The sequence below is a fragment of the Marinobacter algicola DG893 genome, from assembly GCF_000170835.1.
In the GTDB taxonomy this organism is placed as follows: domain Bacteria; phylum Pseudomonadota; class Gammaproteobacteria; order Pseudomonadales; family Oleiphilaceae; genus Marinobacter; species Marinobacter algicola.
Window position 1 is genome coordinate 133,211 of the sequence record NZ_ABCP01000006.1, and the last position, 15,176, is coordinate 148,386.

The 15,176-nt window shown below is 57.4% G+C and carries 13 protein-coding genes; 11 read left to right on the forward strand and 2 right to left on the reverse strand.

Features of this window, described 5'->3' with window-relative positions:
- Positions 1-4 precede the first annotated feature (4 nt).
- From urtC to MDG893_RS07055, 11 genes are all read left to right on the forward strand, one after another.
- Positions 5-1,204: an urea ABC transporter permease subunit UrtC gene (urtC, locus tag MDG893_RS07005; protein WP_007153047.1), complete on the forward strand. Its 1,200-nt coding sequence runs from the start codon at positions 5-7 to the stop codon at positions 1,202-1,204.
- Positions 1,204-1,962, forward strand: a complete 759-nt coding sequence (gene urtD / locus MDG893_RS07010; protein WP_007153048.1) for an urea ABC transporter ATP-binding protein UrtD — start codon at positions 1,204-1,206, stop codon at positions 1,960-1,962. Before urtC ends, urtD begins: the two co-directional genes overlap by 1 nt.
- Before the next feature lie 2 nt (positions 1,963-1,964).
- Positions 1,965-2,654, forward strand: coding sequence for an urea ABC transporter ATP-binding subunit UrtE (urtE, locus tag MDG893_RS07015; RefSeq protein ID WP_007153049.1), 690 nt, complete (start codon positions 1,965-1,967; stop codon positions 2,652-2,654).
- A gap of 14 nt (positions 2,655-2,668) precedes the next feature.
- Positions 2,669-3,715, forward strand: a complete 1,047-nt coding sequence (locus MDG893_RS07020) for an aliphatic amidase (protein WP_007153050.1) — start codon at positions 2,669-2,671, stop codon at positions 3,713-3,715.
- Positions 3,716-3,730: 15 nt separating this feature from the next.
- Positions 3,731-4,774, forward strand: coding sequence for an AAA family ATPase (locus tag MDG893_RS07025; RefSeq protein WP_007153051.1), 1,044 nt, complete (start codon positions 3,731-3,733; stop codon positions 4,772-4,774).
- 101 nt (positions 4,775-4,875) lie between these two features.
- Positions 4,876-6,108, forward strand: a complete 1,233-nt coding sequence (fmdA, locus tag MDG893_RS07030; protein WP_007153052.1) for a formamidase — start codon at positions 4,876-4,878, stop codon at positions 6,106-6,108.
- A 5-nt stretch (positions 6,109-6,113) separates the two neighbouring features.
- Positions 6,114-6,467 (forward strand): zinc ribbon domain-containing protein, encoded by a 354-nt coding sequence (locus MDG893_RS07035; protein WP_007153053.1) that lies wholly within the window; start codon positions 6,114-6,116, stop codon positions 6,465-6,467.
- 367 nt (positions 6,468-6,834) lie between these two features.
- Positions 6,835-8,982 (forward strand): methyl-accepting chemotaxis protein, encoded by a 2,148-nt coding sequence (locus MDG893_RS07040; protein ID WP_007153054.1) that lies wholly within the window; start codon positions 6,835-6,837, stop codon positions 8,980-8,982.
- A gap of 269 nt (positions 8,983-9,251) precedes the next feature.
- Positions 9,252-9,869, forward strand: a complete 618-nt coding sequence (locus tag MDG893_RS07045) for a flavin reductase family protein (RefSeq protein WP_007153055.1) — start codon at positions 9,252-9,254, stop codon at positions 9,867-9,869.
- Between the two features lie 170 nt (positions 9,870-10,039).
- Complete coding sequence (locus tag MDG893_RS07050; RefSeq protein WP_007153056.1) at positions 10,040-11,566, forward strand: flavin-containing monooxygenase; 1,527 nt, start codon at positions 10,040-10,042, stop codon at positions 11,564-11,566.
- Between the two features lie 93 nt (positions 11,567-11,659).
- Entirely contained in the window at positions 11,660-12,580 is a 921-nt protein-coding gene (locus MDG893_RS07055; RefSeq protein ID WP_007153057.1) for a lysophospholipid acyltransferase family protein, read from the forward strand.
- A 21-nt stretch (positions 12,581-12,601) separates the two neighbouring features.
- Here MDG893_RS07055 and MDG893_RS07060 read toward each other — a convergent pair whose 3' ends face one another.
- Positions 12,602-13,669 carry a transporter substrate-binding domain-containing protein gene (locus tag MDG893_RS07060; protein ID WP_007153058.1) on the reverse strand — a complete coding sequence of 356 codons (1,068 nt, stop codon included), beginning with the start codon at positions 13,667-13,669 and terminating at the stop codon, positions 12,602-12,604.
- A 24-nt stretch (positions 13,670-13,693) separates the two neighbouring features.
- Complete coding sequence (gene mltF, locus MDG893_RS07065) at positions 13,694-15,070, reverse strand: membrane-bound lytic murein transglycosylase MltF (protein WP_083797672.1); 1,377 nt, start codon at positions 15,068-15,070, stop codon at positions 13,694-13,696.
- Positions 15,071-15,176: the final 106 nt, after the last annotated feature.

Genomic DNA, 15,176 nt, shown 5'->3' on the forward strand with positions numbered 1-15,176 from the left:
TGTCATGAAGAGTTCATCCCCCCTGAAATGGTTCGGCTCCCGCGAGGGCCTGTATTACCTGGCGCTGGCGTTTCTGCTGGCTGTCATCCTGCCGCTGGTTCTGGACCCGTTCCGGCTGAACATGGTGGGTAAATACCTGACCTACGCGTTCGTGGCGATCGGATTGGTGATGTGCTGGGGTAAAGCCGGCATTCTCAGCCTGGGCCAGGGCGTGTTCTTTGGCCTGGGCGGCTATTGCATGGCGATGTTCCTGAAGCTGGAAGCCTCCACTCCGGAGGCCACCGCGATCCAGTCTACCCCGGGCATTCCGGATTTCATGGACTGGAATCAGCTCACCGAGCTGCCGTGGTTCTGGGAACCGTTCCACAGCTTCTCGTTCACGTTGATCGCGGTCATTGGCGTGCCCGTTCTGCTGGCTTTCGTGATCGGTTTTGCAATGTTCACCCGCCGTGTGGGTGGCGTGTACTTTGCCATCATCACCCAAGCCATTGCGGCAATCCTGACCATCCTGATTATCGGACAACAGGGTTATACCGGTGGCGTAAACGGCATTACCGATTTGCAGACCCTGAAGGGTTGGGATATCCGCACCGATGAGGCACGGACCGCCCTGTACTTCGTCTGTGTCGGAATGCTGTTCCTTTGTCTGTTCGTGGCACGGCTTGTCCAGAACCGGAAACTGGGCCGCATTCTGGTGGCCATGAATGCCCAGGAGATGCGAGTACGGTTCTCCGGCTATGACGTTGCCGCTTTCAAGATCTTCGTGTTTTGCCTGGCTGCGGCCTTTGCCGGAATCGGTGGCGCAATGTTCACCCTGATTGTGGGGTTCATGTCGCCATCGTTCATTGGCATCGTCGCTTCTATCGAAATGGTTATCTTCTGTGCCCTCGGCGGCCGGCTGTCGATTCTTGGTGCGGTTTACGGCGCACTACTGGTCAATGCCGCCAAGAGTGGTTTCTCCGAATCCTTCCCTGAACTTTGGCCTTTCGCCATGGGAGCGCTGTTTATTGGGGTAGTGCTGGCATTCCCGAACGGCTTGGCCGGGCTCTACCGCAGCTACGTCATGCCCCTGGAAGATCGCCTCTTCAAACGCGGAAAGGCTGAAGCTCAAACCTCCGCCGAGCCTGTAGCGACCACGGCGAGTGCTGAAAAAACCGACGATTACGATCCGATGATCAATACCTACAGCCCGGAGAAATCCTGATGAGTGCAGCCAAAAGCAAAGGCACGGATTTTCTGCTGGCGGTTGAGGGCCTGACCGTATCATTCGACGGCTTCAAGGCCGTGGATGACCTGTCTTTCTACCTCGACCCCAAGGAAATCCGGGTCATTATCGGCCCCAATGGTGCTGGCAAAACCACCGTTCTCGATCTGATCTGCGGCAAAACCAAGGCGACTGCCGGTTCGATCAAGTTTGCCGGCAAGGAGCTGACCAAACTCAAGGAACACCAGATCGTTCATTCCGGTGTGGGCCGGAAGTTTCAGACACCATCGGTGTTTGAAGATCTGACTGTGTTTGAAAACCTCGAGGTGTCCTACCCGCAGGGCCACAGCGTGATGGGGGCGCTGGCCTTCAAGCGGGACCGGGCGGTAGTTGAGGCTGTGGAAGAGGTGGCAGAAACCATCTTCCTGACGGACGCCCTGAACGAACCGGCGGCCTCGCTCAGCCACGGTCAGAAACAGTGGCTGGAGATCGGCATGCTGCTGATCCAGAAGCCGGATCTGCTGATGCTGGATGAGCCGGTGGCCGGAATGTCGGTGGCCGAGCGCAAGAAAACCGCCGAACTGCTCCGGGTGATCACCCGGGACCACACGGTACTGGTGATCGAGCATGACATGCAGTTCGTTGGTGACATCGCCGACCGGGTGACCGTGATGCACCAGGGCAAGGTTCTTTCGGAAGGGTCCATTGAGCACGTGAAGTCGGACCCGAAAGTCATCGAAGTCTATCTGGGGCACTGAACATGCTGAGCGTCAAACATCATTCGGTGGCCTATGGCCAAAGCACCATCATCGGGGACCTGAACCTTGAGGTGGGAAAAAACGAGATTGTGGCCGTGGTGGGCCGCAACGGCATGGGCAAGACCACGCTGATGAAATCCCTGGTCGGCATGACCCCTACCAAAGGCGGTGAGGTCAGCCTGGATGGTTCCAACATTTCCAACCTGAAGAGCTTCCAGCGGGTAAGGGCTGGCATTGGTTTTGTGCCTCAGGGCCGGATGATTTTTCCAACCCTTACGGTAAGGGAAAACATTGAAACGGCCCTGTCCACCGTGGGTGAAAAGAAGGTACCGGAGGATCTGTACGAGATGTTTCCGGTACTGAAGGAAATGCAGAACAGGCGCGGCGGTAATCTGTCTGGTGGTCAGCAGCAACAGCTCGCCATTGCCCGCGCGCTGGCCACGCGGCCCAAGGTGCTGTTGCTTGACGAACCCACCGAAGGCATTCAGCCCAATATCATCAAAGAGATCGCTCAGACCCTACGGCGTATCCGCGATGAGCGCGGTTTGTCGATAGTTGTCTCTGAGCAGGTCCTGAGCTTTGTGATGGACGCGGCGGACCGGATTCTGGTGATCGAGAAGGGCGTCATCGTCCACGAAGAGAACAGGGCTGAAGCAGACCAGGAAAAGATTGCCAGTTACCTGGCGGTTTAACGAGGAGCGAATTAATGAGACACGGTGATATTTCCAGCAGTAACGACACCGTCGGTGTGGCGGTGGTGAACTACAAGATGCCCCGGTTGCATACCAAATCCGAGGTATTGGACAACGCCCGCCAGATTGCCAACATGATCAAGGGTATGAAAGTGGGCCTGCCCGGCATGGACCTGGTGGTGTTTCCGGAATACAGCACTATGGGCATCATGTACGACAATGACGAGATGATGGAGACGGCTGCCACGATTCCCGGCGACGAAACCGCCATCTTCTCTGCCGCCTGCCGTGAGGCCAATACCTGGGGTATCTTCTCACTGACCGGCGAACGGCATGAGGATCACCCCAGTAAGGCACCCTATAACACCCTGATTCTCATCAACAATGAAGGTGAGATCGTCCAGAAATACCGCAAATGTATTCCCTGGTGCCCGATTGAAGGTTGGTATCCGGGGGACACCACTTACGTCAGCGAAGGCCCCAAGGGTATGAAGATCAGCCTGATCATCTGCGATGACGGCAACTACCCGGAAATATGGCGGGACTGTGCAATGAAAGGTGCCGAGCTGATCGTTCGCTGCCAGGGCTATATGTATCCGGCCAAGGAGCAGCAGGTGATGATGTCCAAGAGCATGGCGTGGGCCAACAACTGTTATGTGGCCGTGGCCAACGCCTCCGGTTTTGATGGGGTGTATTCCTACTTCGGCCACTCCGCCATTATCGGCTTTGATGGCCGCACTCTCGGAGAGTGTGGCGAGGAAGATATGGGAATTCAGTATGCCCAGCTTTCGATCAGTCAGATCCGCGACGCACGCCAGAATGACCAGTCACAAAACCACCTGTTCAAACTGCTGCACCGGGGCTACACCGGTGTTCACAACTCCGGCGATGGCGACAAAGGCGTAGCCGACTGCCCGTTTGAGTTCTATCGCACCTGGGTGATGGACGCTCAAAAGGCACAGGAAAACGTTGAAGCAATGACTCGCAAAACCGTGGGCACCGCTGAATGTCCGGTGGGTGAGCTGCCATTCGACGGTAAAGAAAAATCTGCAGGCGCTTAATGCCGGGAGTTGCTGATGCCGTTTATCAACGAACGGCTGGAAGCCAACCGGGAGTCCATAGAACAAAACCGGGCTGCCTCAGGCCCGGTTCGTGCTTCCCGGTTTCGCTTTGAGCCAGATGCCGTCATGTCCCGCCTGCGGGAGAGCATCGTTGGCCAGGACGATGCCCTGACAGCCATGGAATCCATGCTGGTGCGAGTGAAAGCCGACATCGGCGAGGAAAACCGGCCACTCGCGGTGCATCTGTTCCTTGGGCCCACAGGTGTGGGTAAAACCGAAACCGTTCGGCTGATTGCAGAAGCCATTCATGGCAGCCGGGATGGCCTGTGCCGCATCGATATGAACACCCTGGCTCAGGAGCACTATACCGCCGCTCTTACCGGCGCGCCGCCGGGCTACGTGGGCAGTAAGGAAGGCCACAGCCTGTTTGATCTAGACAAAGTACAGGGCTCGTTCAGCAAGCCCGGCATTGTGTTGTTTGATGAAATCGAGAAAGCCAGCCGGGAAGTCGTCCGCGCCCTGTTGAACGTTCTGGACACCGGCCGGCTGATGTTTCCCTCCGGTAACCGGGAAATCGATTTCAGCAACACTCTGATATTCATGACCAGTAATGCCGGAGCTCTGGATGCTGAGGCGCACCAACAGCGTTATCAGAAAGGTTGGCGCCGCTGGCTCAGGTTGTCGGCCGGTGAGGGTGGGTACTTGCGCGATGTCGCTCTGCGTCGGCATTTCGACCCTGAATTCCTGAACCGTATTGATCAGATCCTTACCTTCAACAGCCTTGCTGATAACTGGCTCGAAGCACTGTTGGACATCGAGTTGGTGGGGCTCAACCGGCGGCTGGGCAAAAAACATGCAGTGCTGTCACTGTCAACTAAGCTTAGGGGCGAACTGTGCTGTGGCTACGATGCCCGTTATGGAGCCCGGGAGATGTTGCGGGCTTTTCGCCAGCGTCTGGAGCCCGCTGTAGCCAGAGCACTGTTGGCGCATCCTGACTGTCAGCGGTTTGAGGCCGATGCGCAGAATGGGGCGGTCACCGTGCACCAATACGTCGAATGACGTAGGTGTGGGGGGCATTTCGCGAATACCTCCGGGGCGCGGGATCTCGGATAGTAAAACCGTTACCAAATTGTGCAAGCCAACACCAAGGAGCGCCCGTTATGGCTGAAACCATTATCAAGATTGATCTGAACAAGTCGGCTTACGAGAACGACAAAATCCACAACCGCTGGCACCCGGATATTCCGCTGGTGGCCACCGTTAAACCCGGTGATGACTTCATCGTGGAATGCTATGACTGGACCGGTGGCCAGATCAAAAATGACGACAACGCAGACGATGTGCGCGATGTAGACCTCAGCCAGGTGCACTTCCTGTCTGGCCCGATCGGGGTGGAAGGCGCCGAGCCGGGTGACTTGCTGGAAGTGGATATTCTCGACATCGGCACCTTTGAAGAAAGCCAGTGGGGGTTCAACGGCTTCTTCTCCAAGCAGAACGGCGGCGGCTTCCTGACCGAACACTTTCCGGACGCCCAGAAGAGCATCTGGGATTTCAACGGCATGTTCACCAAATCGCGCCATATTCCCAACGTGGAATTTGCCGGCCTGATTCACCCGGGGCTGATAGGTTGCCTGCCCTCTAAAGACCTGCTGGATACCTGGAACAAACGTGAAGCAGGACTGGTAGCGACAGACCCGGAGCGGGTGCCGGAACTGGCCACCTTGCCCAACGGCGATACCGCCCACATGGGCCAGCTGAAAGGAGACGCCGCCAGAGCGGCCGGCGCTGAGGGCGCTCGCACCGTACCGCCCCGGGAACATGGTGGTAACTGCGATATAAAAGATCTTTCCCGCGGCTCCAAGGTTTACTTCCCGGTCTACGTGGATGGTGCAGGCCTGTCGGTTGGCGACCTGCACTTCAGCCAGGGCGATGGTGAAATCACCTTCTGTGGTGCCATCGAAATGGCTGGATGGATTCACCTGCGGGTGAACCTGATCAAGGATGGCGTTAAGAAATACGGCATCAAGAACCCGGTGTTCAAACCCAGCCCGATCAAACCCCGTTACGACGATTACGTGATCTTTGAAGGGATCTCGGTTGATGAAGACGGTGGCCAGCATTACCTGGACGTGCATGTGGCCTATCGCCAGGCCTGCCTGAATGCCATCGAATACATGACCAAGTTCGGCTACACCAAGGCCCAGGCCTACGCGATTCTTGGTTGCGCACCGGTAGAGGGCCACATCAGTGGCGTGGTGGATATTCCAAACGCCTGCGCCACGCTTTGGCTGCCCACAGGTATCTTTGATTTTGACATCAACCCATCCGCAGACGGACCGAAGAAAATGACCAGTGGCGGTATGGACGTACCTCTGTCGAAAGACAAGGAGTAGTTATCATGCCCGTATATGACTACAAATGCCGGGAACACGGCCTGTTCAACACCCTGGCGACGATGGAAGACAGCGCAAAACCGGTGGCATGCCCCACTTGCAAAGTGCTTTCGCCACGAGTGATTGTGCTGCCCCCGGAAATCGCAAACATGGACCCAGCCAGGCGCGCCGCCCAGGACCGCAACGAAAAGTCCCGCCACGAACCGGTGTTCTCCACCGCCGATCGCCGGGAGCAGGACCCAGAGCACAGCCGCAGCTGTGGCTGTGGCTCACCAAAACCCGGAAAGTCGATGCTGTTCTACACCGCGGACGGGAAGAAAATGTTCCCCTCCATGCGGCCCTGGATGATCAGCCACTAAGGCTGTAGCAAACCGACAGTCACTGTCACGTGTTTGCCCCCACTTCGGGGGCTTTTTTATACCCGTTCAACCCAGCGGACTACGAACGCCGGCGACCCCTTGGCCTAGAATGTGTGGCCGCCGTTCAGCGCCCCAAAACGGTGCATATCTTGTCCTGTGATTGATCGTCGTGCGTTCGCAGGGCGCAATTCTGTGATTTTCCCATTTCCAACTCTATCTTCCGAGTCCAGGCATTCAGCGGAATAATTGGTTTCCTAGCGCCATCAGGTTGATTCGGCCTGAACCTTGCTACAAGCCCTTGTGTTCCGGATTGGCTGCACCGGCATTGTGCCTTGCGGTCCTGGTGTACGGATTGGAGGAGGCGTAAATGACCCTGAAAAGCGAAACTATGAAACTGACCGGTGCAGAGCGAAGCTGGTTACCGGTTTGGGGCGCAACGGGCAAGCTGGCCATGGGCTGGTCCTGTTTTCTGAACAGGAATATGTATGACACCAATGAACAGATTTTCGAGAGTATCGCCCGAACACGGCGTGATGCTCTGATTGCCTGGGCGGATAACAAGTGGTCCTTTCTAGAAACACTGGCAGCTCGGCTTGACGGGCAGGCTGATGAGAGCGTCAGGGAGTTGCTCCAGGCCTCGTCCGGCAGACTCCGGGAGATCTCTGAACTCTTCGTGGTGAACGCGGACGGTGCCGTGCTGGAGTCCTCCGCAACGGGGCGCCGCGGAAAACGGGACCTTCCCCAGAAAGCGGTTGAGGCCGGGGTCCGGTCGCGTTTTCTCCATGGCCCCCACAAGGACCCTGTTACCCTGGCTCTCGGGGCTACGACCTCTCGCTTCCATGATGCCGTGACTCTGATGTTCTACCAGCCCGTGACGTTGAACGAGGGGCGTCAGGCGGCCATCTGTGCACGTATTCCCAATGACGTGATGAGCGACCTTATTCAGCGCGAAGCAGGGCACGTGTTTGAGGAATCGGGTGACAACTACCTGTTCATGATTGACAGCAAGTTCGATACCACCATCCTGACTGGGACTGCGCTTTCACGGTCCCGCTTCGAAGACGCCACGTTCAGCCACGGTGACAACCTGAAAGATGGCATTCGCACGGGGTTCGGCACGGTGGGTGTACGTGAACACACCGAATTCGAAATTCGCTTCACCGACCCCGCCACGGGGCAACTGCATCCCGGTGTTCGGGAAACCATCGCCAGGGGCGAGAATCTCTACGTGAAGTACCCAGGCTACTCGGATTATCGCCATATTCCGGTAATCGGCAAGGGCGTGACGTTTCAGATGCCTGGCTCACCGGATCGGTGGGGCATGATGTGCGAGGGAGATCTCGAAGAGGTCTACCGCCGGCGTTCTATCTCCTGGAGCCTGTCAGCGCGCCTGAGCATCTTCATGGGGCTGCTCTGGTCTATCAATTTTGGGCTCGCCTGGAGTGGCGTTCCCCTATGGTTGGAAGGCACCGTGAATGCATTGGCCGCCTTGGTCACGGTGATGCTGTTTCGGGTATCTTCGGCTAAACCTCTCTCGGAAAAATTGGGCACCATGGCGGATGTGATCAGAAACATTGCAGAAGGGGGCGGCAACCTGCGCCAGCGTATGGACCTGTCCCGTATGCGCCGGGACGAGACCGGGGATCTGGCCCGCTGGATTAACAGTTTCATCGACAGCCTTGATGGTATGGTGGGCCAGGTAATCTCCCTGGCTGCGGATTCCCAACAGGCCAGCGATCAGTTGATGAACCAGAATCAGCTGGCCGACGAGCGGATTCGTGAAGTACTGACCCACATCAAAGATATGGTGCGTGGTGCCACGGAACAGGAAAACGAGATCAGAAACGCCTCTACCACGGCGCAGGAAATGCGCTCGGGAATGGAGAACGTGGTGGAGCGGGCGCGGGAGCAGTTTGCCCTGGTTAGCAAGGAAACCCAGAGTATTCGGGATGTTATCAATCGCTCGGCGGAATGTATTCGGGCGGCCAACGATCGCACAGAGGAAATCAGCAAGACGGCGCTGGTGATCAATGACATCGCGGCTCAGACCAATCTTCTGGCGTTGAACGCCGCCATCGAGGCCGCCCGTGCGGGAGAATCTGGCAGGGGCTTTGCTGTGGTTGCCGATGAGGTCCGACAGCTGGCTAGCCGAACCGCCCAGGCCACCAAAGACATTGGCGAGCGGTTGGACAATGTGCAGGAGGAAACCCGTCGGGCTGTGGTGACGATGGAGGGTGGCATGTCGGAGATGGAGGAGCGACTTCGCAAGGTTGAGGCCGCAGCGGACGATAACTCGGCGCTGCACGACATGGTGGAAAAGCTGTTCCGAGCCATTTCGGGCATTGAGGACACCAATCATCAACAAAGTAGCCAAACCGCGGGTGTGGCTGAAAGTGCAGCCATCATGAATGGGGTTGTCGAGCAGTTGATGCTCAGCTCCGAACGCACCCAAGCCTCAGCCACCAAGCTGCAAAGACTGACTGGGCAATTTCAGGTGTCGGCCGAGGTGGCCTGACGGGTAAGTTGATGGCCGCGACAAACAATTCTAAGAACCAGGCGCTGGGAAGGGCTTGAGATCTCTCGCATCCTTTTATAGGCTTCCCAAGTGCTGCCCTCAAATACCAGTGATCTCATTCATCTGCGCATCATTGGTGTGTATTCTTGGCCACGGCTGTGAGTTTCGCGCTATCCAGCGCGGCGTGTCACTTTGAGAGGCTCATGCCTAATACATTGCTCATTCGGTAGGCCCCTTTCCCTGCTTTTCACTGCATGAAGGAAACACGAATGCTTATAGACCTTGAGTCGATCGAAGCAAAGCACGTCCACCCCATCCTGGCCCAGACCGTAATTCCGCGTCCAGTGGCGTGGGTGTTGTCGCAGAATCCGGGGGATGACTACAACCTGGCGCCGTATTCGTTCTTTACCGTGGTCACCGGTAAGCCGCCGATCCTGATGGTGTCTGTGGGCAAGAAGCCCAGCGATGGCAGCTTCAAGGACACGCGAGTGAATATTGAGGCCCGTAAGCAGTTTGTGGTGCACATTGGCAGCCGTAATCAGGCTCAGGCCATGACGGAGTCGTCCCGCCATCTGGACCACGGCCAGTCTGAACTGGACCGGCTGGATATGAAGCTGGTGCAGGAAGAAGGCTGGCCAATGCCCAGGGTTGAAGGGTGCCTGGTGGCGCTTTACTGCGAGCTGCGAGAGGTTATCGAAATGGGCGACACCCCGCAGTCGCTGGTGTTTGGCAATATCAAGAAGGTATTTGTGGACGATCAGGTTGCCAGCATTAACGACCAGGGGCGTTACATTATTGATGCCAAAGGCATCGACCCGATTTCGCGGCTGGGTGGCAGCGAGTACGGCACCCTGGGCGACATTCTCAATGTGCCGCGCCCGGACTGAGGCATTCTGCAACAGGCTCAAACGAGCGGACAAAACTGACCGAAACGGCGCCGAATTCATCGTGTGGGGCCAATTTCGGCGTTTTCCTACCTGGGCTATTCTCACCTTGTTGGCGTGTTGACTCGCGCTGAAATGTTGATAAAACAACGGCAGAGGCCGCCAGGGTGGTTATGAGCGAACAACATGTAGACGTACTGATTGTCGGCGCCGGGGTATCCGGTATTGGCATGGCCTGTCACCTCAAGCGAGAGTGCCCGGGCAAGTCTTTCACCATCATTGAGCGCCGTGAGTCCCTTGGCGGCACCTGGGATCTGTTCCGCTACCCGGGCATCCGTTCCGATTCCGACATGTACACCTTTGGCTACAACTTCCGCCCGTGGACCGGGGGCAAGGTGCTGGCGGATGGTCCGTCGATCAAGCAGTACGTTCACGATACGGCCAGGGAAAACAACGTTGAACAGCATATTCAGTATGGCCTGGCGGTTGTTTCCGCTGAGTGGTCAGGCACCGACAAGTGCTGGACACTGACTGCCCGCAAGGAAGCCGCCGGCGAAACCGTTACCTTTACCGCCAGCTTTCTGGTGGGCTGCACCGGATATTACAACTACGATGCCGGCTATAAGCCCGACTTCCCTGGCGAGGCCGATTTTGGCGGGCAGATTGTTCACCCGCAGCACTGGCCAGAGAATCTGGACTATACCGGTAAACGCGTGGTGGTGATTGGCAGTGGCGCCACGGCGATCACCCTGGTGCCGACGATGGCGGAGGAAACCGCGCACATAACCATGTTGCAGCGCTCACCCACCTACCTGATGCCTCTGCCGTCCCGGGATGCGGTGGCGCAGAGCCTTCAGAAGGTTCTGCCCGCCAATGTTGCCTATCGGCTGACCCGAGCCCGTAACGTCAGCATTGCGCGGCTACTGTTCAATCGTTCCCGCAAGAATCCCAAAGCCATGCGGCGGCTGTTCCTGGCCATGGTGCGCCGGCAACTGGATGGCAAGGTTGATATGCGACATTTCTCGCCCAGCTACAACCCGTGGGATCAGCGCCTGTGTGTGGTGAAGGATGGTGATCTGTTTGAGTCGATCAAGGCGGGCAAGGCGTCGGTGGAGACGGATCATATCGAACGCTTCACCGAGAACGGCATTCTGCTGAAATCCGGCAAGGAACTGGAGGCCGACATCATCATTCCGGCGACTGGGCTGGATATCCAGATGCTGGGCGGAATGGACCTGTCGGTGGACGGTCAGCCAGTCACGCTACGGGACAAAGTGATCTACAAGAACGTGATGGTGGAGGGTATACCCAACGCCGGCATGATTTTCGGGTACACCAACATCTCCTGGACCCTCAAAGCCGATATCGCGGCTGAGTACCTGTGCCGACTGTTCAATCATATGGACAGCAAGGGGCAGAGCGTCTGTGTACCCCGTGATACCGGCAACAGCCGCGCCGAAGACACCATGATGGGCGGCCTGGATTCCGGTTATATCCGCCGGGCCGACGACAAGTTGCCGAGGCAGGGAACCCATGGGCCCTGGAAGGTCAGCCAGAATTACCTGGAGGATGTGAAAACTCTCAGGTTTGATCCTATCGAGGATGGTTACCTGGAGTTCGATGGTCGCCGGCCGGTCCAGAAAACCAAGCCGAGACGTGGGTTCATGAGGCCATTGCGTTCAGCGCTGTTTGGCTCTTGACGGTGTGACACAGCTCAATCATTGATGAATGCAACTACAAAACTGCCGCAAAATATGGCAGTCTCATTGCCCGTTTCGAACAGGCAATGATGTATGTCCGGCCGTAAAAACAAGAAAAATATGCCGTTGTGGCACCCGGTTCTCTGGCCTTCGTGGCTTCTGGTTTTCACGCTTTATCTGCTTGCCCTGCTGCCAATGTCGGCCAAACAGCGTTTTGGCCGGCGGCTGGGCTGTTTTCTGGAAGGTAAGCTGAGATCCCGGGCCAAAGTGGCCAATACCAATATAGCGACCTGTTTTCCGGAGCTTGACGCCGCCGCCCGTGAGCAACTGGTGCAGGAGAACTTTGTGGCTTGTACCCGTGGTTTCCTGGAGAGTATCCACGCCTGGTGGCGGGATATGTCGGGTTTTTGCGAGGACGCCGAGGTGCAGGGGCTGGAGCACCTGCGAGAAGCCCAGGCCAGGGATAAAGGTGTGCTGTTAATTGGCGGCCACTACAGTATTTTCGATTTTGCGCTTCCGCTGATTGCCTGTCATCTGAAAAAGCCGGGGTATATGTATCGCCCCAACAATAATCCGGTGATTGATCGGATGATTGAAAACGGTCGCCGGCGTCACTTCGGTATCCGCCCGTTTACCAAGCGCGAATTGAGGCCGCTGGTGTCGTTCCTCAAAAAAGGCGGGGAAGTCTGGTTTGCCTGCGATCAGGACTTTGGCAAGAAATCCGAGCTGTTTGTGCCGTTTTTTGGCACCGAGGCCGGGTGTATTACCTCACCCAGCTACATTGCTCGAGTGTCCGGTGCCTCAGTCATCTGTGTGAGCCATCTGCGGATGCCTGATGGTCGCTACCGGGTGATTTTCTCGCCAATCCAGGAGGGATTTGGTGTTTGCAAACAGAGTGATACGGAAACCTGGAGCCGTTACATCGAAGACACCGTTCGTGAACAGCCGGACCAGTATCTCTGGCTGCACAAGCGCTTCAAAACCCGGCCCGAGGGGTGTGCCAAGGTCTATTGACGCCTCGGGCCGTCTTCAGGACTAATCGCGGCCCAGGTAGCGCCGCACAATGTCCTTCCAGCCTGATGATTCCGTGGCTTCAAGAATCTGCTCGGACACAGGCCCACGTAGTGAGCTTCCTGAAGGCAGGGCCAACCCATAGAGTTGCTGCTGGAAAACTCCGGGCAGCAGGGTCAACCTCTTATCCCCCAGTTGCAGGTTGCGGTATTGCAGCAGGGCCCTGTCGTAGACCACAGCATCGGTTTCACCATTGGCGACTGAGAGCATGGCGCTGGTCAGGTCGGGGTAGAGTTGGTGCCGAATGCGCTGATCTTGCAGATACTGCTCGCTGGCGGTATTCGCGATGGTCGCTACATTGGCGCGGTTGAGGTCGTCGGGGCCCTGAATCTGATATTGCAGGTTGCTGACGGTGAGCGATGAGGTAATCGCTGCGGTAAAGCTCGCCACCATGATCAACCCGGCAAACATCCACACCAACGCAACCATTCGGCCCGCCAGCGACACCGGAGCCTTGTCACCATAACCAACGGTGGTCATTGTCACAGCCGCCCACCAGAAGCTCGCTCCTATTCCCTGTACCGCGGTGCCGCCGAACTGCTCCGGATTGCGCCGACGCTCAAACAGCCAAAGCACGAATCCAACCGCCAGCAGCAAGCCACCCAGGGCGATAACCACGCTCATAAACTGCCAACTGATCAGCGCGCGAAGGCTGGCGAGCAGCCCCTGCTCCGGTGCCGGAGGTACGGCGATGGACAGGCCTGTCTGGTAGAAGGGATGAGTGAAGTCGAAGGCCGCTTCCCGTTCGGCCGTCATGGTGAGGGCGCCCACCGCCACGTCTACCTGCCCGCTTTCGACCTGCGTCAGCAGATCACTGAAGGCCAGGGGAACGAAGGTGTATTCCTGGTCCAGGCCATCGGCAACCTGGCGCCACAGGTCGATACTGATGCCTTCCCATTCACCGCTGTCTGTTTCCATGACAAAGGGCGGGACAGTGGTAATGCCGACTTTGATCGGCTCCGGTTGCCCCGCCGCCTGACTGGCAAGCAGCAGCAGGAGCGGCAGGGCAAGCAGTGAGATCCATCGTTTCATGGGTAAGTCCGTTTTGTCAGAAAGTTAATCAAACGCTGAGCTGATCACATCACGGTAGTTCCGGATGCGCTGTACATAGTGTACCGGTTCGTAGCCACGGGCGTAGCCGTAGCGGGTACTTGGGTAGTAGCGTTTGTCGGCTTTCAGAGGCAGGACCTCTTTCATGTCGTCCCAGGAATCGGGGTTTTTGCCCAATTCACGCGCGAGTTGGCGGGCATCCAACAGGTGACCACGGCCAATGTTGTAGCTGGCCAGGGCGAGGAAGGTGCGGTCTGGCTCAGGAATGGTTTCGGGTAACCGGCGATGCCGATCAGCCAGGTAGCGGGCGCCACCATCAATGGCGGCGGCCGGATCGAGGCGGTCCATCACGCCAAGGGATTCGGCGGTGTTCCGGGTCAGCATCATGATGCCCCGAACGCCGGTGGGTGATACGGCTGCCGGATCCCAGTGCGATTCCTGGTAAGACAGCGCCGCCAGCAGGTCCGCCGGCATGCCGGTTGTGGTTTCGGCTTCGGCGAAGCGATCGATAAAGTCGGGAAGGCGGTCATCTATCCGGCGGTTGAGGGCGCGCAGATCGACGAAATCGAACTCACCGATGTAGGCGTAATAGCGGCTCTCGACATAGCCGATGGCTTCATCACCGTCGGTGCTGTTCATCCATTCCCGTGTTGTGCCGGCCAGGTCGTCGGAACCGGCTGGCAGGTACCAGCCCAGGTTATTACCCTGGGTGAGGTTCATGGCCACTTCCAGGTGGGGGAAGTGGCGGCGCATAACCTGAACAATGTTGGAGTCGGCGACGGTGCAGTCAATGTCCTGCTCAGCGACTTCAGAAAGCAGAATTTCGGTCGTTCTGCTGTCATCTTCGGTGAACGTGATGCCTTCGTGCTCGCTGGCGAGTTTGCTCAGCGTTTCCACGTAGCTGGAATCGGCGGTGACCGTGATGCCTACCTCCGGCATGCTTTCCGGCTTTCGGGGCATGGGGCGCATGTCGCGATGACACACCAATTGCTCAGTGATTTCGGTGTGGGCGGGCCCGCGTGTGAATCGTTCTGTCCGTGATGGCAGGTGGGTCAGCCCGGCGGCGGCCAAGTGTGTGTTGCCTGCTTCCAGTGCCTGCAGAACTTCGGCCGTTGACTCGTGCATGGTCCAGTTGATGGTCCAGCCTTTGCTTTCGGCGAAACGTGACACCAGGCTGAATTCCGGGCCAATGGGATTCTGGTGGCGGTCAAGATAGTAGGTGGTGGCGCCGTTGCGAGTTGCCACTTCCAAAACGCCTGTCTCTTGCGGCGGCGCGAGTTGTTCGGTGGGTTTTCCGGTCGATGTGGACTCGGACTCGCCCTGGCTACAACCAGTTAAAACGAATATCAGTGGAAGCACAGCTCCCTTCAGCGCTTGAGTCATTAAGACCTCGTTATTTTGTATCAATGGCTTTGTAAGTATTTTTACGTACTTCTGATGGCATCGTATCACATTGATTTCGCGTGGCCTGTGCAGGCCTGGGTTTGCT